Raw genomic sequence first — 20,778 nt, 5'->3', positions numbered from 1 at the left:
GATTGCCGCGGCGCAAGGACGCGTGGATTGCCTCAGTCTGGCAACGGCGCCTGCGCGGCCATGCGGCGATAAGGGGCGGCATCGATGCCGTGCTTGCGCATCAGCGCCCAGAATGCGCGGCGGTGCTTGCTGGAGGCGCGCGCCGCGCGCGCCACGTTGCCCTGATGGCGCGACAGCGCCAGGCGGATGTAGTCTGATTCGAAGCCATCGACCACGCGCGCCTTGGCTTGCCGGAAGGGTTCCTGCGTGGTGCGATCGGGTTGGTAGCGCAGCCCGGCCAGCCCCTGCTGCAACACCTGCCGCGCGACCCGTGGCCGCGCGCCGATCCGGCCCGCCGGCCGCTGCGCCGGGCCAGCGTAGACCGCGACCGGCTCTTGCAGCGCTGGCGGCAACAGCGGCGCCCGGCGCGCCAGCCGCGCCAGCCGCACGCGCAGGCTTTCGAGGCAGCACGGCGCCGCGATGAAATCGGCGGCCCCCAGCCGCAGCAGGTCTTCGATGGCGGGTGCGGTCATGTCGTGCACCAGCAGCAGGAGCGGCGTCACCAGGGCGCGGCCGGCCTGCTGCAGCGACATGCGAGTCCAGGCCAGCGATGCCGGCGCCACCGGCAGGATGCAATGATCGTAGCGGCGCAGGCCGACCGCCAGCCCGGCCAGGGCGTGGGTATCGGGGCCGCCTGGCCCGCTGCCCGGCGCGCGCAGCGGCACCAGGTGCAGACGGACCCGCGCCAGGCGGGCCTGTTCGCGCGCGACCCAAACGCCCATGGCGGATTCGTGGCCCGGGGCCAGCAATACCCCGCAATCCATGGTTTCTCGCATGCCGCCCCTCCAGGCTCGAATTGCAATACCTGGAGGCTACAGCCGCGCTTCGCGCGCCACCATTCGTAGAGAACGCAGACCGGGCGCGGGTGACCGAGGCCGCGGGCAGGCCCCGCTCGCCTCGCGCGCGGCGCATGACGCCGGCGGTCCAATGAAAAAAGCGGCCGATGGCCGCTTTTTTCCGATCCGGGGCGAACCCCGGCGAGTCGTACCGGCGCTCAGTGCGAGCGGCCGCCTTGACGCAGCTTGCGCGCCGCGACGGCTTGCGCCGCCAACATGGCGAGTTCCGCTTCGACAACCGCGATGTCGGCCTTGTCCTTGGCGTTGGCCAGGGCCTCTTCGGCGCGCTTGCGCGCTTCCAGGGCACGGGCTTCGTCCAGGTCGGCGGCACGGATGGCGGTGTCGGCCAGGACCGTCACGCTGCCCGGCTGCACTTCCAGAATGCCCCCGGCGACGAAGATGTTCTCCTCGCCTTGGTCGGCACGGACGATCTTGACCGTCCCGGGGCGTACGCGCGAGATCAGCGGGGTGTGGCCGGGCAGGATGCCCAGCTCGCCCGCTTCGCCAGGCAGCACCACGAACTTCGCCTCACCGGAGAAGATCGCTTCCTCTGCGCTGACGACATCCACATGCAGGGTAGCCATATCGGTTCCTTATTGCAGTTTCTTGGCCTTCTCGAAGGCCTCGTCGATCGAGCCGACCATGTAGAAGGCCTGTTCCGGCAGCGCATCGCACTCGCCGTTCACGATCATCTTGAAACCACGGATGGTTTCGGCCAGCGGCACGTACTTGCCGGGCGAACCGGTGAACACTTCGGCCACGTGGAACGGCTGCGACAGGAAACGCTGGATCTTGCGGGCGCGGGCCACGGCCTGCTTGTCTTCCGGCGACAGTTCGTCCATGCCCAGAATCGCGATGATGTCGCGCAGTTCCTTGTAGCGCTGCAGCGTCTGCTGCACGCCACGGGCCACGGCGTAGTGCTCTTCGCCGACGACTTGCGGGTCGAGCTGGCGGCTGGACGAATCCAGCGGGTCCACGGCCGGGTAGATACCCAGGGCGGCGATGTCACGCGACAGCACGACGGTCGAGTCCAAGTGCTGGAAGGTGGTGGCGGGCGACGGGTCGGTCAAGTCATCCGCCGGCACGTACACGGCCTGGATCGAGGTGATCGAGCCGGTCTTGGTGGACGTGATGCGCTCTTGCAGCTTGCCCATTTCCTCGGCCAGCGTGGGCTGGTAGCCCACTGCCGAGGGCATACGGCCCAGCAGCGCCGACACTTCGGTACCGGCCAGGGTGTAGCGGTAGATGTTGTCCACGAAGAACAGGATGTCGCGGCCTTCGTCGCGGAACTTCTCGGCCATCGTCAGGCCGGTCAGCGCCACGCGCAGACGGTTGCCCGGGGGTTCGTTCATCTGACCGAACACCATGGCGACCTTGTCCAGAACGTTCGACTCTTCCATTTCGTGGTAGAAGTCGTTGCCTTCACGGGTACGCTCACCCACGCCGGCGAACACCGACAAGCCGCTGTGCTGCTTGGCGATGTTGTTGATCAGTTCCATCATGTTGACGGTCTTGCCCACGCCGGCGCCGCCGAACAGGCCGACCTTGCCGCCCTTGGCGAACGGGCACACCAGGTCAATAACCTTGATGCCGGTTTCCAGCAGTTCCACCGACGGCGACAGCTCGTCGAAACGGGGAGCCGGCTGGTGGATGCCACGCTTTTCTTCGTGCTGGATCTCGCCAGCTTCGTCGATCGGGCGGCCCAGCACGTCCATGATGCGGCCGAGCGTGCCGGTGCCGACCGGCACCGAGATCGGGGCGCCGGTGCCGGCGACCTTCATGCCGCGGCGCAGGCCGTCGCTGGAGCCCAGGGCGATGGTACGCACCACGCCGTCACCCAGCTGTTGCTGCACTTCCAGCGTCAGACCCTTTTCGGCGAACGAGGAACCCTCGTCGACCAGAGTAAGCGCTTCGTAGATCTTGGGCATGTGATCGCGGGGGAACTGAATATCCACCACGGCGCCGATGCACTGAACGATGGTTCCGTTGCTCATGTCGATTCCTTGCTTGATAGCTTTTGACGGGATGCTGCCTGCCTCAGACGGCGGCAGCGCCCCCTACGATTTCCGAAATTTCCTTGGTGATCGCGGCCTGGCGGGTCTTGTTGTAGACCAGCTGCAGATCGCCGATGACCTTCTTGGCGTTGTCCGACGCCGCCTTCATGGCGACCATCCGGGCCGACTGCTCCGAAGCCATGTTCTCGGCCACGGCTTGGTACAGCAGGCCTTCAACGTAACGCTGCAGCAGGTCGTCGATCACGCTACGAGCGTCGGGTTCGTAGATGTAATCCCAGCTGTAATCCGATTTCACTTCCGAAGTCTTGGCCAGGCTTTCGGCGCCCGTCTGGTACGGATCTTCCAAACCGCTGGCCAGGGGCAGCAGGCGCAGGAACAGCGGCTCCTGCTTCATCGTGTTGACGAAGCGGGTCGAAGCCACGTACAGCGCGTCGATGCGGCCTTCCAGGTAGGCGTCCAGCTGCACCTTGATCGCGCCCAGCAGGCGATCCAGTTGCGGCTTGTCGCCCAGTTGCACTTCCTGGGAGACCAGCTTGGCGCCGATGCGGGACAGCACGCCCACGCCCTTGTTGCCGAAAGCGGTCGCCTGAACGGCGATGCCGTTCTTTTCGAACTCTTTCAGCTTCGACAGCACCACGCGGGTGATGTTGGTGTTCAAGCCGCCGCACAGACCCTTGTCCGTCGTCACCATGACCACGCCGACCGCCTTGACTTCGCGCTCGACCAGGTACGGGTGGCTGTACTCGGGGTTGGCCTGCATCAGGTGCGCGGCGATCTCGCGCACCTTGGTGGCGTACGGACGGCCCGCGCGCATCCGTTCCTGCGCCTTGCGCATCTTGGATGCGGCGACCATTTCCATCGCCTTGGTGATCTTGCGCGTGTTTTGCACGCTCTTGATCTTGGTTCGGATTTCCTTAATTCCGGGCATTGCGCTTTCCTGTGAAGACTGGCCGATGGGTTGGCGCTGGCGCCTCAACCATCCGATAAGGATGGGTGAGGCGCAGTGGACGCCTAACCCATCACTTTCTTAAAAAGCACCGTGCTTCTTGAATTCCTGGATGGCGGCGGCGAGTTCGCTTTCGTCGTCCTTGGACAGTTCCTTGGTGTCTTCGACGCGCTGGATCAGGGCGGCGTGCTTGGCCTTGAGCTGGTCCTTGAGCGACTTTTCGAACGACAGCACCTGGGCCACGTCCACGTCATCCAGGTAGCCGTTGTTGACCGTGTACAGCGTGACGGCCAGTTCCCACACCTGCAGCGGCTGGTATTGCGGCTGCTTGAGCAGTTCCACCACGCGCTTGCCGCGCTCGAGCTGGCGACGGGTGGCGTCGTCCAGGTCCGAGGCGAACTGCGCGAAGGCGGCCAGTTCACGGTACTGCGCCAGGTCGGTACGGATACCGCCGGACAGCTTCTTGACGACCTTGGTCTGGGCGGCACCGCCCACGCGCGACACCGAGATACCGGCGTTGATGGCGGGACGCACACCCGCGTTGAACAGGTCGGTTTCCAGGAAGATCTGGCCGTCCGTGATCGAAATCACGTTGGTCGGAACGAAGGCCGACACGTCGCCTGCCTGGGTTTCGATGATCGGCAGCGCGGTCAGCGAGCCGGTCTTGCCCTTGACGGCGCCGTTGGTGAACTTCTCGACGTACTCTTCGTTCACGCGGGCGGCACGCTCGAGCAGGCGCGAGTGCAGGTAGAACACGTCGCCCGGGTAGGCTTCGCGGCCCGGCGGACGGCGCAGCAGCAGCGACACCTGGCGGTAGGCCCAGGCTTGCTTGGTCAGGTCGTCATAGACGATCAGGGCGTCTTCGCCGCGATCGCGGAAGTATTCGCCCATCGTGCAGCCGGCGTAGGCGGCCAGGTACTGCATGGCGGCGGAGTCCGAAGCCGAGGCGGCCACGACGATGGTGTATTCCATCGCGCCGTGCTCTTCCAGCTTGCGCACCACGTTGTTGATCGTCGAAGCCTTCTGGCCGATGGCGACGTACACGCAGGTGACGCCCTTGCCCTTCTGGCTGATGATGGTGTCGACGGCCACGGCGGTCTTGCCGGTCTGGCGGTCGCCGATGATCAGTTCGCGCTGGCCACGGCCGATGGGAACCATCGAGTCGATAGCCTTGATGCCGGTTTGCAGCGGCTGCGACACCGAGCGGCGGGCGATAACGCCGGGGGCCACTTTTTCGATGATGTCGGTGGCCTTGGCGTTGACCGGGCCCTTGCCGTCGATCGGCTCGCCCAGCGTGTTGACCACGCGGCCTTTCAGCTCGGGGCCGACCGGCACTTCCAGAATGCGGCCGGTCGTCTTGACCGCGTCGCCTTCGGAAACGCCGGTGTAGTCACCGAGAATAACGGCGCCGACGGAATCACGCTCGAGGTTGAGCGCCAGACCGAAGACGTTGTTGGGGAATTCGAGCATTTCGCCCTGCATCACGTCGGACAGGCCGTGGATGCGGGTAATACCGTCGGTCACGGACACGACGGTGCCCTGAGTACGGACATCAGCCGAAGCGCCCAGGCCCTCGATGCGGCTCTTGAGCAGTTCGCTGATCTCGGAGGGATTGAGTTGCATATTGACTCCTGGAATCCTGTTAGTTGCCTTAAGCGGCGAGCTGATCGCGCATGCGGGCCAATTGGGCTTGTACGGAAGTATCGAGCACCTGGTCCCCGACGGCCACGCGCACGCCGCCGATCAACGACTGGTCGACGGTGACGACGGGCTTGAGCTTCAGGCCGAATTTCTTCTCGAGGCCGGCCACCAGCTCTTGGACCTGGGCATCGCTCAGCTCGAACGCGCTGGTGATTTCCGCCTGCGCCGTGCCGTCGTGACGGTTCCGCAACGCCACGAATTGCGTGGCGATCTCGGGCAACAGCAGCAGCCGGTCGTTTTCGACCAGCAGCGCGATGAAATTGCGGGCGGCCTGGGGCAGTTCGGCCTTCAGCAGGCCGGAGAACAGCTCGACGCGCTGCGTGTCGCCCAGACGCGGATCGGCCATGGCCTCGCGCACGTCGGGGTTGGAGGCGACCTGCGACAGCTCGCTGACCAGGTCGGCCCAAGCCTGCAGGCCGGCCTTGTCGTCGCACGCGGCGGCGAACAAGGCTTCGGCGTAGGGCCTGGCAACAGTGGAAAGTTCAGCCATGACGGTCCCGGATTAAAGCTGCGCGCGGAGCTGGTTCAGCAGCTCGGCGTGGGCGCGGGCGTCAACCTCGCGCTTGAGGATCTGTTCAGCACCCTTGACAGCCAGCGCGGCAACGTCGTCGCGCAGCGCGTCACGGGCGCGCTGGACTTCCTGCGCGGCGTCCTGCGCGGCTTGCGCCACGATGCGGGCACGCTCGGCTTCCGCTTCACGGCGGGCCTGCTCGATCAGGGAGGCGGCTTGCTTCTCGGCCTCGATGATGCGGGCGTGGTTTTCGGACTTGGCAGAAGCCTCGATCAGACTGACACGCGCCTGGGCCTGGGCCAGATCGGCCTTGCCCTTCTCCGCGGCGGCAAGGCCGTCGGCGATTTTTTGGCGGCGCTCGTCCATCGCCTTCGTCAGAGGAGGCCACACGAATTTCATCGTGAACCAGCCCAGAACGAAGAACACGAGCATCTGGAAAATGATCGTCGCGTTCAGATTCACGGTCGTTCCTTTAACACCTTGCGGCTCCGACGGCACCCGGGACGGGCAACGCGGAGCACTCGATACTTTGCCGGTCGGCGACGGGGCTCAGGCCCGCATCGCCACCAGCGTCATGACCCGCCTTTTCGCCGGCGGGCGTGCCTTAGCCGACGAACGGGTTGGCGAAGGCGAACAGCATGGCGATACCCACGCCGATCAGGAATGCCGCGTCGATCAGGCCAGCCAGCAGGAACATCTTGGTTTGCAGAGCGTTCATCAGTTCAGGCTGACGAGCCGAAGCTTCCAGATATTTGCCGCCCATCAGTGCGATGCCGATGCAAGCGCCGATAGCGCCCAGACCGATGATAAGACCGCAAGCGAGAGCAACGAAAGCGACGTTGGTCATGACAACTCCTTGGTTAGAAATCTGAAGTCAAAAAATAAAAGATTGGGGTACTGCTCAATGCAAGATGATCTTGCTATCCCGCGCCGGCCGGATGACCGGCGCGGGAAATTCGGGGGATCAGTGGCCTTCGTGCGCCTGGCCGAGATACACCAGGGTCAGCATCATGAAGATGAAGGCCTGGAGCAACACGATCAGGATGTGGAAGATGGCCCAGATCGAGCCGGCCAGCACGTGGCCGATTCCCAAGCCGATGCTGGCGCCGTTGAAGCCGGTCCAGGCGCCGCCCAAGAGGGCGATCAGCATGAAAATCAGTTCGCCTGCGAACATGTTGCCGAACAACCGCATGCCCAGCGACACGGACTTGGCGGCGTATTCGATCAGGTTCAGCAGCAGGTTGAACGGAGCCAGGACGAGGGCGCCCAGGCCATGCGCATGGAACGGCGCGGTGAACAGTTCCTTGACGAAGCCGCCCGGGTGCTTGATCTTGATGCCGTAGTAGAACATCAGCAGCAGCACGCCCAGCGACATGCCCATAGGCACGTTCAGGTCGGCGGTGGGCAGCACGCGGTGGTAATAGAGAGGGTCGCCGTGGTGCGCACCCAGACCGGTCCAGCGCCAGATCGACGGCATCAGGTCGACGGGCAGCAGGTCCAGCGCGTTCATCAGGATGATCCAGAGGAACACGGTGAGCGCGAGCGGCGCGATGAAGAGGCGGCTCTTGGCATTGTGGACGATGCCCTTGGCCTGGTCGTCGACCATGTCGACGATCATTTCCACGAAGGCCTGGAAGCGGCCCGGGACGCCGGCGGTCGCACGGCGGGCGGCGCGCCACAGGAAGAAGATGACGATCAGGCCCGTCAGGCCGGACCAGAACAACGAGTCGTAATTGATGATGTCAAACTGAGCAATTGCAGTCTGTTTTTCGCCCGTATTGTTCAGGTGCACCAGGTGGTGCTGAATATAAGCGGACTGAGGCGACACGTCGCTGGCAGCAGCCATTTGAATCCTACCCTATTTGCTGTATGCCCGAGCCCTTGCGAGCCGGACGATTCCACGATTCCGTTTGCCGTAACCTACCCGGCGCGCTATGACAACTTGCGGAACATCAAAAGCAGGAGATATCCCTTCAAGGTGAGTATCAAGCCCAGCAGCGCCGCGGGCCAGACCAGACTGTCCTGTGCCACACGCGAAAGCAGCCACAACAGCAATGCCGTTGCGAACAACTTGATCAACTCACCAGAGAGAAAGGTAAAGGGACTGGCCTTGCCGGTCCGGACACTGACAGCCAGGCGCAATGCGAACAACGCATTGGGTATGAAATACGCTCCTGCCCCCGCCAGCGCCGACCAACCCGCCGCCGCCCCTCCGACAACCCCCGCTATTACTGCCGCTGCGAGCCCCATGGCGCCTTGCGCCGCCAGTGCCAACAAGAGGCCGCGGCCAGCTTGCGCATCCAGCGCCGCGCGGTCCGCGTCGCTGAGAACCAGCACCCGGTCTACCGGACCCTGATCCGCCAGAACCTGGCGTGCCCCGCCCTGTTGCGCCGAATGCAGGAATGCATCTCCCTCGGGATGATTTCCTTCGGGGTTGTCTCCCCTGAAGGGTTGCTCCCCCCGGCGCGCAGGTTCGTGCCGCACTGTGTTCTGCTGCATCAAACTTCCCCGCTCAAAGCCATACTGCAAGCCTTGCCACTGTCAGAACTCAGACGAAATTACCGCCACGTGTTCTTATCCCGCAAGCGTCAAACCCGCAGAGTATAGCGTGTTTCTTTTTGCCCGAGCAAATGAACTTTCGGCCGTTTGTAAGGTGACAACATGCCCACGGAAAGTGGCCGGGCGGCAGCAAAATTGGGGACGCGAAATGGTCTGGCGATGTGTCCCGGCGCCACTCCCAGCGCGCCGGCCATCGGCCGGAACAGGCCGCAAAGCAGGCAAAAAAAAGGCCCCTCGCGGGGCCCGGGCGATGCTGGCCGGGAGAGAAGCCCGGCCATGCCGATCAATCTTCCTTGACCGGAGGCGGCGCCCACAACCCGTCAAGCGCCACATCCTGCGGCCAGTACAGGCGCATGCTGAGCAGGAACGGGCCATCGGCGGTCGGCGTCGCCAGCCAGTTGGCGCGCTTGCGCTCGCCCGGGTCGCGGCGCTGGATATAGAGATCGAGCGAGCCGTCGGCGTTGTACTTCAAGGCATCGGTGCTGCGCAGCACGTAGCGGTTGGCGGGATTATCGGGAAAGCCGTGCTTGTCGTTGTAGACGTGCAGCGACCAGAAGGCATTGGCCGGCGGCAACTGGCCCTTGTCGAAGTGCAGCACGTAGTCCTCATCCGAATTCAGCGCGCGGCCCTTGCTGTCGGCAACGGTGACGGGATAGAGCACGTCTTCCGGCGTCGGCGCTCCCAGCCCGGCGTAGGCGATGGCGGCGCGGCGGGTGTAGTCGGTGCCATAGGTGCCAATGCCGGTGAGCACCGTGTTCCAGCCATTGATCGGCGTGGCAAGGCGCGACACGCCGTCGGCAATACGGCGGCCGGCCAGCGGCTGCGCGTCGGCCAGGGCCTGCTGCACGGCCGGGCTCAGGCGGCTATACGAGAACGGCTGGCGGCCGTCCAGGCCGATGCGGCGCATGCGGTCCAGTATCGGCGTGTCATTGGCGTGCGGCGGGTTGTTGCGCATGACATCGAAGAACAGCGTGAAGAACGAGGCGGCATCCATGCTGGCGGCCTGCTCGGCCGGCGTGCCGTCGGGCACACTGACGGGCATCGGCATGGGAACGTCGCTGCCGATCGGCGCCGCGCCCACCCCCGGACCGGTCTGCGGATAGGGCGTGGCGCTGCCGGCGCCGCGATGGCGTCCGGGCACCGGCGCCACCGGCGGCACCATCGGGCTGGCCGACATGTTGGCCTGGATCTGATTGACCGCGGCGTAGTCCTGCGGACCACCGGTCTGCGTCCAGCCGATCAGCCAGCCGGTCGCGGTGGGACTGTGGATAACGTCCATGCCCGGCGGCAGCGCGCCCTGCCAGTCCGGGCCGACAATGGCGAACGACTGGGCGCCAGGGCCGTTGGTGCGAGTGCCGCGCGAGGCGAATACGTCGCTCCACATGTCCAGCGCCGACAGCACGGTATAGCGGTTGCCGCTATCGGGCAGACGCACGATCAGCGGCGCGCGCGACACGTCGAACCACAGGCTGGAATACAGCGCGTCGGCGCTGGGCCAAGGCGTGTCGGCCGCGCGCGGGTCGGGGAACGCAGCCTTGTGGCCGAACTGGTTGACCGGCGCCTTGCCGTCCAGCGGCGACTGCACCGCGGTGGCCTTGCGGCGCGCCAGTTCCATCAGCACCATGGGATAGGCGTAGACGTAGGCATCGATGGCGATGTCGCGCAGTTCCTGCGCGCTCATTTGCGGCGCGGGCGCGGTGGCGGCGGGATACGGCGTCTCGGACACCAGCCGCAGCGTCGGCCGCGGCGATTGGGCTTGCGTAGCGGTCACGAAGCAGACACCGAGGGCACCCGCGAGCACGGCGGCCGGCCACCGGCGATGGAGAGGGGAAGTACGCATGCAAGGCTCCTTGTTGCTTATTGTTTGCAAACGAGCCGACGCGCGTGAGGCTTACCAGTCCGGGCAAACCCTTCTGGCGCGGCAACTCGTTTTCAGAGTGACGCCTTTCCAGGATAGGGCTGATCGCTGCAACAATGTGCTATTCAAAAGTTTCAAGGCGCAACACCCGCTCCGCGCCCGCCGCATGAAAAACGCGCCCGAAACGGGCGCGTGATCGAACCGGCGGCGTTCGTGGCGGGCTCGCTCTGGGCAGGCCCGCCCTCGTCCCGCGCAACGCGGCTTAGCGGTGCTTGAAGTCAGGCTTGCGCTTCTCGGTGAACGCGGCCATGCCTTCCTTCTGGTCCTCGGTGGCGAACAGCGAATGGAACACGCGGCGCTCGAACAGCAGGCCTTCGTTGAGCGAGCCCTCGAAGGCGCGATTGACGCATTCCTTGGCCATCATGACCGACGGCAGCGACATCGACGCGATCACGGTGGCGGCCTCCAGAGCTTCGTCCATCAGCTTGTCGGCCGGCACCACGCGCGACACCAGGCCGGCGCGCTCGGCTTCCTCGGCGCCCATCATGCGGGCGGTCAGGGCCATGTCCATGGCCTTGGCCTTGCCCACCGCGCGCGGCAGGCGCTGGGTGCCGCCGGCGCCGGGAATGACGCCCAGCTTGATCTCGGGCTGGCCGAACTTGGCCGTGTCGGCGGCGATGATGATGTCGCACATCATGGCCAGTTCGCAGCCGCCGCCCAGGGCGTAGCCGGCGACCGCGGCGATCACGGGCTTGCGGATGCGCTTGAGGGTTTCCCAGTTGCGGGTGATGTATTCGCTGCCGTACACGTCCATGTACGACCAGTCTTTCATGGCGCCGATGTCGGCGCCCGCGGCGAAGGCCTTTTCGCTGCCGGTGATGACCACGGCGCCGATGTCGGCATCCGCCTCGAAAGCCAGCAGCGCCGCCCCGAGTTCGTTCATCAGTTGATCGTTGAGCGCGTTGAGCGCCTTGGGGCGGTTCAGCGTCAGCAGACCGACGCGGCCGCGGGTTTCGACCAGCACAAACGACTCGCTCATTACCTGTCTCCAGAGGATGGGATGAAATAAGATATACGCATGGAAAAAACCGATGCTTTCCCGATACTTTACCGCCTCGCGCCTCATGACCCTGCCGGGCACCGCTACCGGATAACCCTAACCGTCCAGGCTCCCTCGCCCGATGGCCAACGCCTGTCGCTGCCGGCCTGGATTCCGGGCAGCTACCTGATCCGCGATTTTTCGCGCCAGATCGAGTCGCTGACGGCCCATTGCGGCAACCGCCGCGTGGCTGTCGACAAAATAGACAATCACACCTGGCAGGCCGCGCCCTGCGACGGCCCGCTGCGGGTCGAATACACGGTTTACGCCTGGGACCTGTCGGTGCGCGGCGCGCACCTGGACGAAACGCACGGTTTCTTCAACGGCACCAGCGTGTTCCTGCGGGTGCATGGGCAAGACCACCAGCCCTGCCTGGTGGACCTGGCGCCGCCGCGCGGCATCGACGGCTGGAAGGTCTACACCAGCCTGCCCGAGGCCCGCGGCCACAAGGGCGCGGCGCGCCGCCATGGCTTCGGCCTGTACCTGGCGCCGGACTACGACGCGTTGATCGATCATCCCGTTGAAATGGGCACGCCGCAGGTGGCGAGCTTCACGGCGCATGGCGCCGAGCACGAACTGGTGTTCACGGGCGTGGCGCCCAACCTGGACCTGGCCCGCATCACCGACGACGTGCGCAGGATCTGCGAAACCCAGATCGCCTTTTTCGAACCGCGCGGCAAGCGCGCGCCCTTCCTGGACAGCAGCGACCGCTATGTCTTCATGACGATGGTGACGGGCGACGGCTACGGCGGCCTGGAACATCGCGCCAGCACGGCGTTGATGACAGCGCGCAAGGACCTGCCGGTGCTGGGCCAGCAGGGCCAGGGCGAAGGCTATCGCGGCTTTCTTGGGTTGGTCAGCCATGAGTATTTCCATACCTGGAACGTCAAGCGCATCAAGCCGCAGGCGTTCGTGCCGTACGACCTGGCGCAGCCGGACCTGACGCGGCTGCTGTGGGTGTTCGAAGGGTTCACGTCCTACTACGACGACCTGCTGCTGCTGCGCGCCAACGTCATCACGCAGAACGATTACCTGCGCCTGCTGGCCAAGACCATCACCAGCGTGGCGCGCACGCCGGGACGGCACAAGCAGTCGGTGGCGGAAAGCTCCTTCGACGCGTGGACGCGCTATTACAAGCAGGACGAGAATTCGCCCAATGCGCTGGTCAGTTATTACACCAAGGGCGCGCTGGTGGCGCTGGGGCTGGATCTGCTGATCCGCCAGGAGTCGGCGGGCGCGTATTCGCTGGACGATGTGATGCGGCTGTTGTGGCAGCGGTACGGGCGCGATTTCTATCGCGGCAAGCCGCAGGGGCTGCCGGAAGATGGGCTGCCAGCGTTGATCAAGGAGGCGACCGGGGTGGATGCGCGGCGCTTCATCGCACGGCATGCCTATGGGACGGCGGATGTGCCGCTGGCGGAGCTGCTGGCGCCTCAAGGCGTCAAGCTGCAGTGGAAGGCCGCCGTCAACATTCCTTCGCTGGATGTGCGTACGCGCAAGCAGGGGGATTCACTGATGCTGGCGACGGTGCTGGAAGGCGGCGCCGGGCACAGGGGCGGGCTGTCGGCCGGGGATGTGCTGGTGGCGATCGATGGCTTGAAGGTCGAAGGGGCCGCGGGCGTCGACGTGTTGCTGGGGCAGTATCGGGTAGGAGATCGCGTGAGCGTGCATGTGTTCAGGCGGGATGAGTTGCGGGTGTTTCAGGTTCGGTTGGGGGGGCCTGAGGCGTTGGATTGTGTGTTGTCGGTTGGGTGAGTATTTTTTTAGGGCCTTCTTTATTGGAAGGCCCTTTTTGCATTGGGGCGGTGGGGTTCTTTAGGCGCGTTGAGACTTAACGGCCGTTGCTGGGGCGGGCTTTTTGCTTGGCGTTTTTGCCGTCTAGGTGTGGGGCGGGGAGGGTCTTGCGGGGCCCGCCGCAAAGCGGCCGCGCGGGGCGGCCTTTTGCGGCTTACGTGGTGTCTTGCGTCGCGATGAGGGCGCTGTCGCGTATGCGGGGATTTGCGTCTTGCGCGAGCGTTTTCTCGAGTATGTGGGTCTTTGGGGGGCTGTCTCGCTTGCGCCTACAGTGGCTTTTTCCGGTTGCACACGGTGGGCGCGAAGCGCCCTGCCGGGTCAGTTCAATTTCGCGCCGGAGACTTCGACGGCTTGTTTCCAGGTGTCGAGTTCCTTGTTGATGTGGTCGGCGAAGGCGGCGGGGGTGGAGCCTACGGTTTCGTAGCCGTAGCTGTTCAGCTGGGCCTTCAGGTCGGGAGTGTTGACGGCCGCGGCGATGGCGCTGCTGAGGGTGTCGAGGATGGCGGACGGCGTGTTGGCGGGAGCCAGGATGCCGTACCAGCCGTTGACGACGAAGCCGGGGACGGCTTCGGCGACGGTGGGCACACCGGGCAGCAGGGGCGAGCGGTGTGCGCCGGTGACGGCCAGGGCCTTGAGCTTGCCGGCCTGGACTTGCGGCAGCGAAGTGGAGATGCTGTCGAACATCAGCGAGACCTCGCCGCCCAGCAGGGCGACGACGGCAGGCCCGCTGCCTTTGTAGGGAACGTGCAGCATGTCGGTGCCGGTCCGATGCTTGAACATTTCCGCGGCCAGGTGGCTGGTGTTGCCATTGCCGGCGGAGGCGAAGCTGAGCTTGCCGGGGTGCTGCCTGGCGTAGGCTATGAGTTCGGGAATGTTGTTGGCCGGTGTGGACAGCGGAGCCGCGACCAGCATGGGCAGGGTCGCGACCAGCGAGACTGGGGCAAAGTCGCGGCGGGTGTCGTAGGGCAGCGAGGGGTAGAGGCTGGGGTTGATGGCGTGGGCGGCCAAGACCATCAGCAGGGTGTAGCCGTCGGGCCTGGCGCGCGCCAGTTGCGACGAGGCGATGGCGCCGCCGGCGCCGGGCTTGTATTCCAGCACCACGGGCTGGTTCCATTTCTTCTGCAGGGCCGCGCCGAGCGGGCGGGCCAGCATGTCGGCGCTGCCGCCCGGCGGGTATGGGATCAGCAGCGTGATCGGCTTGTCGGGGTAAGCCCCGGCGGCAGTCGCTGGCGCGGGGGTGGACGCCGCGGCGGCCGGGACCGGCGTGGCGCATAGCAGGCCACTTACGGCGGCCAGCGCGGCTAGGAGCGGACGATGCATGGAAACCTCCCGTGGAATTCAGGCGTAACGCGGCACGCCGGCGGCGTCCAGCGTGATGACGCGCGGCGTGGCGTCGAACTGCAAAGGCGCTTCGGTGGCGGCCTGCAGGTCCTCGGCGCTGATGCCCTGCAGCATGGCGTGCACGCGCAGGCCGTCGGGCGTGACGTCGATCACGGCCAGGTCGGTGTAGATGCGGGTGACCACGCCCGCGCCCGTCAACGGGTAGCGGCACTGGCGCAGGATCTTGGGCGCGCCGTCGCGGCCGCGGTGTTCCATCATGGCCAGCACCTGGCGCGCGCCGACGGCCAGGTCCATGGCGCCGCCGACGGCGGGAATGGCGTCGGCGGCATCGGTCTTCCAGTTGGCCAGGTCGCCGCGTTCCGAGACCTGGAAGGCGCCAAGCACGGCGTAGTCGAGATGGCCGCCGCGCATCATGGCGAACGACACCGTGTGCTCGGTGATGGAGGCGCCCGGCAGCAGCGTGATGGGCTGGCGGCTGGCATTGATGAGGTCCGGATCGACGGCGTCGCCCGCCGCGGCCGGCCCCATGCCGGTGATGCCGTTCTCGCTGTGCAAGAGGATGTCCTTGTCGGGCGGCAGGTAGTCGCCGACCAGGGTCGGCATGCCGATGCCGAGGTTGACGACCGAGCCATCGGGGATATCGCCGGCCAGCAATTGCGCAACCTGCTGGCGGGTCATGGGGGCAATCGTCGTCATGTCAGGTCTCCACCCGCACCACGGTTTTCACGAACAGGCCGGGCGTCATGATGTGCTCGGGCGTGAAGGCGCCCAGCGGCACGACCTCGTCGACCTGGGCGATGGCATGGCCGGCGGCCATGCACATCACTGGATTGAAATTGCGCGCGGCGTGGCGGTACATCAGGTTGCCCCAGCGGTCGCCCTGGTGCGCGCGGATCAGCGCGTAGTCGCCGCGCAGCGGTTGTTCCAGCACATAGCCGACGCCGTCGATCACCTCCTGGCGGCGGCCCTGCGCCAGCTCGGTGCCATAGCCGGTGGGCGTGTAGAACGGCCCCAGGCCCGCGCCGGCCGCGCGCAGGCGCTCGGCCAGAGTGCCCTGCGGCACGCACTCCAGTTCCACCTCGCCGGCGCGGAAGGCGCGGGCGAAGGCCTCGGAATTGGGCGGACGCGGATGCGAGCAGATGATCTTGCGCACCTGGCGCCGGTTGAGCAGCGCGGCAATGCTGCGGTCATGGGTGCCGGCGTTGTTGGCGATGAGGGTCAGGTCGCGCCGGCCCAGCTCGGCCAGACAGTGCAGCAGTTCGTACGGCACGCCGGCCTCGCCGAAGCCGCCCACCAGCACGCTGGCGCCATCGGGGATGATGGCCACGGCGTCCATCATGCGGGCCTGAATCTTGTCGATCACTTAGCGCTCCTGGGCAAGGCCGGCGGTATCCACGATCCGCTTCCAGCGGGCGCGTTCCTGGTCGATGAAGGCGGCGAACTCGGCCGGCGTATTGCCACCCGCCTGTCCGCCCATGGCGCGAAAGCGCTCGGCAATGTCGGGGCTGCGCACCACGTCACGAGTGGCTGCATAGAGCGTGTCGATCACGGTGGATGGCGTACCGGCCGGCGCCACCAGGCCGAACCAGGCGGTGACCACCATGTCGGGTACCCCGGCCTCGGCCATGGTGGGCACCTCTGGCAATTCCGCCTGGCGCCGCGCGCTGGTGACCGCCAGCGCGCGCAGCTTGCCGGACTGGATGTAGGGCATGGAGCTGGGCAGGTTGTCGATCATGAAAGTGAACTGCTGGCCCAGCAGCGCGGCGACGGCGGGGCCCGCGCCCTTGTAGGGCACGTGGGTGCCGCCGATGCCGGCGCGCTGCTTGAACAGTTCGGCCGACAGATGCGGCGACTGGCCCGTGCCCGAGCTGCCGAACGACACGTGGCCCGGGTCCCGCTTCGCCAGGGCCAGCAGGTCGGCCACGCTGCGCGCGGGCGAGGCCGCGTTGACCACCAGCACGTTGGGTACGGAAATCACCAGTGTCACCGGCGCGAAGTCGGCCGGCTTGTAGGGCAGCGTCTTGTAGAGCGCGTAATTGATGGCGTTGGGGCCGATGTTGCCCATCAGCACCGTGTAGCCGTCAGGCCTGGCGCGCGCCAGGGTCTGCGCGCCGATGATGCCGGCGGCGCCGGCGCGGTTCTCGACGATGACCTGCTGGCCCAGCTTCGCGGCCAGCTTGTCGGCGATCAGGCGCGACGCGATATCGGTGGTGCCGCCGGGCGAGGCCGGCACGATGAGGGTGATGGGCCGTTCGGGCCACGCCGCCAGGGCGGGGCTCGCCATGGCGAGCGACAGCGCGCCGGCGGCCAGCCAGCGTTGCGGGTGCAGCATGCTTGTCTCCCTGCATGATCCTGGTGCGAATCGACTTGTGCGGGAGAGTGTGGCCGCGCCGCCGCGAAATGCCTATTCCGCAATCTGGAGGAGCGGCTTCGCCTGCGCAAAAGAGCGCGCCGCGTCAGCGGACCGGCCGCGCCGCCATCTGCGCCGCCGTGCGCAGGAACGCCCGTAGCGCGCGGTTGCCGTCGTCGCGCCGCGTGACCGCGTAGACCGTGCCGCTGCCCGCCGCGGCCGGCAGCGCGCACACCGCGATGCGCGCGCCGAAGTGGCCGCAGGTCGACTGCGGCACCAGCGCCACGCCCAGTCCGGCCGCCACCAGCGCCAGTTGCGCCGGCACTTCGGCCACGCGCTGCGCCACCGACTGCGCCAGGCCGGCGCGGGCGCAGGTCTCCGCCAGCTCACGGGCGAAGGCAGAAGTGTCGGTGCGCAGCATCACGAACGCGTCCCGCTTCAGGTCGGCCAGCGCCAGGCGCTTGCGGCCGGCCAAACGGTGGCCCGGCGGCAACGCCGCCACCACCGCGTCGGGCCATAGCGCCAGCGATTGCAGCGCCTCGTCATCGACCGCCGTGCGCGAAATGCTGACGTCGATGCGATGGCCGCGCAGCGCTTCCAGTTGCGCCGCCGGGTTCATTTCGTTGAGCAGCACCGAGACCTGCGGATGGCTGGCGGCGTGGCGCGCGATCAGCGCCGGCACCGGCCCCATGAAATGCGAACCGGACAGACCGATCTCGACCCGCCCCGCCCTGCCCTGGTCCACCGCGCGCGCGCGCACCGTGGCGTCCTTCAGGCCCGCGAGCGTGGCGCGCACATCGTTCAGGAACGCCGCGCCGGCCGCGGTCAGCGACACCTTCCGGTTGGTGCGGTCGAACAACTTGACCTCCAGCTCGCGCTCGAGCTGGGCGATCTGCAGGCTCAGCGGCGGCTGCGAAATGTGCAGCCGGGCGGCGGCGCGGGTGAAGTTGAGTTCTTCGGCCAGCACGGCGAAATAGCGAAGTTGGCGGATTTCCATGGCGGCCAATGATTTGCGAAAGATATGAAACCAGACAAAAACTATATTGGAAACTATCGTTCGCGGCGAGCAGAATCGGTTTTCCGCGCCCTCCCGGGCGTCGACAACGCTTACCGGAGACCCGCCATGACCCAGTCGCCCCGCGTCCTGCGCATCGGCCAGATCGTTCCCAGTTCCAACACCACCATGGAAACCGAGATCCCCGCCATGCTGCGTCGGCGCGAGACCATCGCGCCCGAGCGCTTCACCTTCCACTCCAGCCGCATGCGCATGAAGCAGGTGACGGCGGCCGAACTGGCCTCGATGGACCGCGAGTCCGACCGCTGCGCGCAGGAACTGTCGGACGCGCGCGTCGACGTGCTGGGCTACGCCTGCCTGGTGGCCATCATGGCGCAGGGCCTGGGCTACCACCGCGCCTCGCAGGAACGGCTGCACCAGGCCACCGTGGACAACGGCGCGCCCGCGCCCATCGTCTCCAGCGCCGGCGCGCTGGTCGAGGGCCTGCACGCCATCGGCGCGCGCAAGGTCGCGATCCTGACGCCCTACATGAAGCCGCTGACCAAGCTGGTGGTGGACTACATCGAGCACGAAGGCATCGAAGTGCGCGACAGCCTGTCGCTGGAGATCGCCGACAACCTGAAGGTGGGCGCGCAGGACCCGATGGCGCCCGCCAGCCATGTCGCGCGCCTGGACACGCGCGGCGTCGACGCGGTGGTGCTGTCGGCCTGCGTGCAGATGCCGTCGCTGGCGTCGATCCAGCCGGTGCAGGACCGCCTCGGTCTGCCGGTGGTGACGGCCGCCGCGGCCACGGTCTATCGCATGCTCAAGGTGCTGGACCTGGAGACGCGCGTGCCCGACGCCGGCGAACTGCTGACCGGCAAGTACTGAACGCTATTTGCCGAGCGACAGGATCTCGTTGGCGTTGACGATGGCGCCGGCGATTTCCTCGGTCGTGACGCGCTTGTTCATGGCCTGTTCGCGGATCAGGTCGTAGGCCTGCCCTTCGGTCACATTGCGCGTTCGCATCAGGATGCTCTTGGCTTCGGCGATGCGGCGCGCGCCCAGCAGCTTGCCTTCAAGCTTGCGCAGCCGGCGCGCGTGCGAGCGGATGTCGTCGTCGACCTGCCGCGCCACCACCAGAGTGGACAAGAGGCCGAACGAACGCACCGGCGACGGCAGCACCGCCTTGGCGCCGATGCGCAGCACCGCCTCGACGATGGTCGGGTTCTCGTAGGTAACGATGGCGATGACCATGGGCGCCTCGTCGCTCTTGGCCCATTCGAAGCCCAGGTCGATGACGTCCGGCCGCACCGCCAGGAACACCACGTCCAGCCCTTCCGGCAGGGTCGGCGCCGGCGGCCAGAAGGTCTGCACCTGGCAGCCAATGCGCTGCAGCTGCTGCGTCAGCTGCCTGCCATCGGCATCGTCCGGGTGGTAGACGGCGATGCGCAGGGTGCGCAGGTCTTTCAGCAACGAGGGCGTCGCGCGCATCACGCGCAGGCGGCTTGCGGTCTCCACCGTCAGAGCTCCAGCGAGCTCAGGGTAGCCGTCCAGTCACCCAGCGAATGGGTGACCAGATACGGGTCGGGATGCACCGCCCGGGTGGCCTCGCGCACGATGGTGAACTGCCCCTTGGCGTTGACCCGCCCCACCCTGGGGTACAGGCAGGTATGGTGGTTGGCAGGATCGATGCGCACCCGGCCCTGCGGCGCCTGGAACTCGCTTTGCAGCACGCGCGGCAGGATCTGCGCGATCTCGTCGGTGCCGGTTTCGCGGTACGCATTGGCGAAGATGTGCATCTGGAAGTAGGCGGCCTCCCAGCACAGGTTGGGCACGCAATCGGGCCCGAAGCGCCGCCGCAGCCGTTCCAGGCAGCGGCGGTTGACCTCGGAATCGATCGACTGGAAATACGGCGCCGATGTGAAATGCCCCGCCGCCACCTCTGGCTCCATCTGCGAGATCTCGGCCTCGGATGTGGTCAGGCTGGCGATCGGCAAGGTCTTGGGATCGAAGCCGGCGTCGGCGTAGGCGCGATACAGGCAGGCGGTGGAGTTGCCCACCACGGTCGAGAAGATGAAGTCGGGGCGCTTGTTGCGGATGTCGTCGAGGATCTCGCGGTAGTCGCGCTCGGTCGCGGTCAGCGGCACGTAGCGTTCGCCCAGCTTGGCGCTGTCCTGGCGTTGCAGCACCAGCTCGCGCATGATGCGGTTGGACTCGTAGGGATATATGTAGTCCGAGCCGATCAGGTAGACGCGGGCGCCGAAGTTGGCGGTCATGAATTCCGCCAGTTGCACGCTGTTCTGGTTGGGCGCGGCGCCGGTGTAGATGATGTTGTTGGAGAATTCGAAGCCTTCGTACAGCGTCGGGTAGAACAGCAGCCGGTTCCATTTCTCGACCACCGGCAGCACCGCCTTGCGGCTGCTGGACATGTAGCAGCCGAAGATGACGTTGACGCGGTCCTGGGTGATCAGCCTCTCGGCCAGCACGCTGTAGGTGGCCGGGTCGGAACGCGGGTCGTAGCGCACCGGCACGATCTCGCGACCGTCGACGCCCCCGGCCTCGTTGATCTCGTCGATCGCCAGGAGCGTGCCCTGCAACTGGGAACGGCCTATGGTCGATGTGGCCCCCGTTTCAGAGAACAACACGCCCACGCGGATAGGATCTTTGTTTGCCATGGTCGGAGGAACCGCCGCACAGAGGTCAATCGGTCGAGGTGGTCAGTTTCAGCATAG

At 66.3% G+C, this 20,778-nt stretch carries 21 protein-coding genes; 2 read left to right on the top strand and 19 right to left on the bottom strand.

The window, feature by feature from the left end:
• Positions 1–32: 32 nt before the first annotated feature.
• The 12 genes from AC6LKG_RS10235 to AC6LKG_RS10180 form a co-directional block, all read right to left on the bottom strand.
• Complete coding sequence (locus tag AC6LKG_RS10235) at positions 33–815, bottom strand: helix-turn-helix domain-containing protein (RefSeq protein WP_498164208.1); 783 nt, start codon at positions 813–815, stop codon at positions 33–35.
• 218 nt (positions 816–1,033) lie between these two features.
• Positions 1,034–1,459 carry a F0F1 ATP synthase subunit epsilon gene (locus tag AC6LKG_RS10230; RefSeq protein WP_020925456.1) on the bottom strand — a complete coding sequence of 142 codons (426 nt, stop codon included), beginning with the start codon at positions 1,457–1,459 and terminating at the stop codon, positions 1,034–1,036.
• 9 nt (positions 1,460–1,468) lie between these two features.
• On the bottom strand, positions 1,469–2,869 hold the full coding sequence (gene atpD / locus AC6LKG_RS10225; RefSeq protein WP_498164207.1) for a F0F1 ATP synthase subunit beta: 1,401 nt from the start codon (positions 2,867–2,869) through the stop codon (positions 1,469–1,471).
• A 43-nt stretch (positions 2,870–2,912) separates the two neighbouring features.
• Positions 2,913–3,818 carry a F0F1 ATP synthase subunit gamma gene (gene atpG, locus AC6LKG_RS10220; protein ID WP_006386767.1) on the bottom strand — a complete coding sequence of 302 codons (906 nt, stop codon included), beginning with the start codon at positions 3,816–3,818 and terminating at the stop codon, positions 2,913–2,915.
• A gap of 99 nt (positions 3,819–3,917) precedes the next feature.
• The gene (gene atpA, locus AC6LKG_RS10215) at positions 3,918–5,459 is read right to left on the bottom strand and encodes a F0F1 ATP synthase subunit alpha (RefSeq protein WP_498164206.1); all 1,542 of its coding nucleotides are present in this window, start codon (positions 5,457–5,459) and stop codon (positions 3,918–3,920) included.
• 28 nt (positions 5,460–5,487) lie between these two features.
• Positions 5,488–6,027, bottom strand: coding sequence for a F0F1 ATP synthase subunit delta (locus AC6LKG_RS10210; protein WP_498164205.1), 540 nt, complete (start codon positions 6,025–6,027; stop codon positions 5,488–5,490).
• Between the two features lie 12 nt (positions 6,028–6,039).
• The gene (locus tag AC6LKG_RS10205) at positions 6,040–6,510 is read right to left on the bottom strand and encodes a F0F1 ATP synthase subunit B (RefSeq protein ID WP_039882659.1); all 471 of its coding nucleotides are present in this window, start codon (positions 6,508–6,510) and stop codon (positions 6,040–6,042) included.
• A 142-nt stretch (positions 6,511–6,652) separates the two neighbouring features.
• The gene (gene atpE / locus AC6LKG_RS10200; RefSeq protein WP_003815363.1) at positions 6,653–6,895 is read right to left on the bottom strand and encodes a F0F1 ATP synthase subunit C; all 243 of its coding nucleotides are present in this window, start codon (positions 6,893–6,895) and stop codon (positions 6,653–6,655) included.
• Between the two features lie 117 nt (positions 6,896–7,012).
• A complete protein-coding gene (atpB, locus tag AC6LKG_RS10195) occupies positions 7,013–7,894 on the bottom strand; it encodes a F0F1 ATP synthase subunit A (RefSeq protein WP_498164204.1) in 882 nt (293 codons plus the stop codon).
• A gap of 86 nt (positions 7,895–7,980) precedes the next feature.
• Positions 7,981–8,412, bottom strand: coding sequence for an ATP synthase subunit I (locus AC6LKG_RS10190; protein ID WP_498164216.1), 432 nt, complete (start codon positions 8,410–8,412; stop codon positions 7,981–7,983).
• 478 nt (positions 8,413–8,890) lie between these two features.
• Positions 8,891–10,447 (bottom strand): DUF1254 domain-containing protein, encoded by a 1,557-nt coding sequence (locus AC6LKG_RS10185; protein ID WP_498164203.1) that lies wholly within the window; start codon positions 10,445–10,447, stop codon positions 8,891–8,893.
• Between the two features lie 280 nt (positions 10,448–10,727).
• Positions 10,728–11,504, bottom strand: coding sequence for an enoyl-CoA hydratase (locus AC6LKG_RS10180; protein ID WP_049070829.1), 777 nt, complete (start codon positions 11,502–11,504; stop codon positions 10,728–10,730).
• A 39-nt stretch (positions 11,505–11,543) separates the two neighbouring features.
• On the opposite strand from AC6LKG_RS10180, the gene AC6LKG_RS10175 reads away from it, so the two are divergent.
• Positions 11,544–13,319 carry a M61 family metallopeptidase gene (locus AC6LKG_RS10175; RefSeq protein ID WP_498164202.1) on the top strand — a complete coding sequence of 592 codons (1,776 nt, stop codon included), beginning with the start codon at positions 11,544–11,546 and terminating at the stop codon, positions 13,317–13,319.
• Positions 13,320–13,676: 357 nt separating this feature from the next.
• On the opposite strand, the gene AC6LKG_RS10170 is transcribed toward AC6LKG_RS10175, so the two are convergent.
• From AC6LKG_RS10170 to AC6LKG_RS10150, 5 genes are all read right to left on the bottom strand, one after another.
• Positions 13,677–14,678: a tripartite tricarboxylate transporter substrate binding protein gene (locus AC6LKG_RS10170; protein WP_498164201.1), complete on the bottom strand. Its 1,002-nt coding sequence runs from the start codon at positions 14,676–14,678 to the stop codon at positions 13,677–13,679.
• An 18-nt stretch (positions 14,679–14,696) separates the two neighbouring features.
• On the bottom strand, positions 14,697–15,395 hold the full coding sequence (locus tag AC6LKG_RS10165) for a 3-oxoacid CoA-transferase subunit B (RefSeq protein ID WP_498164200.1): 699 nt from the start codon (positions 15,393–15,395) through the stop codon (positions 14,697–14,699).
• A 1-nt stretch (position 15,396) separates the two neighbouring features.
• Entirely contained in the window at positions 15,397–16,062 is a 666-nt protein-coding gene (locus AC6LKG_RS10160) for a 3-oxoacid CoA-transferase subunit A (protein WP_498164199.1), read from the bottom strand.
• Positions 16,063–17,031 carry a Bug family tripartite tricarboxylate transporter substrate binding protein gene (locus tag AC6LKG_RS10155; protein ID WP_498164198.1) on the bottom strand — a complete coding sequence of 323 codons (969 nt, stop codon included), beginning with the start codon at positions 17,029–17,031 and terminating at the stop codon, positions 16,063–16,065.
• Between the two features lie 124 nt (positions 17,032–17,155).
• A complete protein-coding gene (locus tag AC6LKG_RS10150) occupies positions 17,156–18,046 on the bottom strand; it encodes a LysR substrate-binding domain-containing protein (protein ID WP_498164197.1) in 891 nt (296 codons plus the stop codon).
• A 126-nt stretch (positions 18,047–18,172) separates the two neighbouring features.
• Between AC6LKG_RS10150 and AC6LKG_RS10145 the strand changes: the two genes are divergently transcribed.
• A complete protein-coding gene (locus AC6LKG_RS10145; RefSeq protein WP_498164196.1) occupies positions 18,173–18,934 on the top strand; it encodes a maleate cis-trans isomerase family protein in 762 nt (253 codons plus the stop codon).
• 3 nt (positions 18,935–18,937) lie between these two features.
• Here the strand turns inward: AC6LKG_RS10145 and AC6LKG_RS10140 are convergent, their stop codons facing one another.
• Entirely contained in the window at positions 18,938–19,537 is a 600-nt protein-coding gene (locus AC6LKG_RS10140) for an ANTAR domain-containing response regulator (protein ID WP_498164215.1), read from the bottom strand.
• Positions 19,538–19,566: 29 nt separating this feature from the next.
• Complete coding sequence (locus tag AC6LKG_RS10135; protein ID WP_498164195.1) at positions 19,567–20,721, bottom strand: transporter substrate-binding domain-containing protein; 1,155 nt, start codon at positions 20,719–20,721, stop codon at positions 19,567–19,569.
• Between the last annotated feature and the right edge of the window lie 57 nt (positions 20,722–20,778).

It is taken from the genome of Achromobacter sp. 46006, assembly GCF_059761975.1.
The sequence above is the reverse complement of the archived record's forward strand: the minus strand, read 5'-3'. Positions and strand labels throughout refer to the sequence as shown.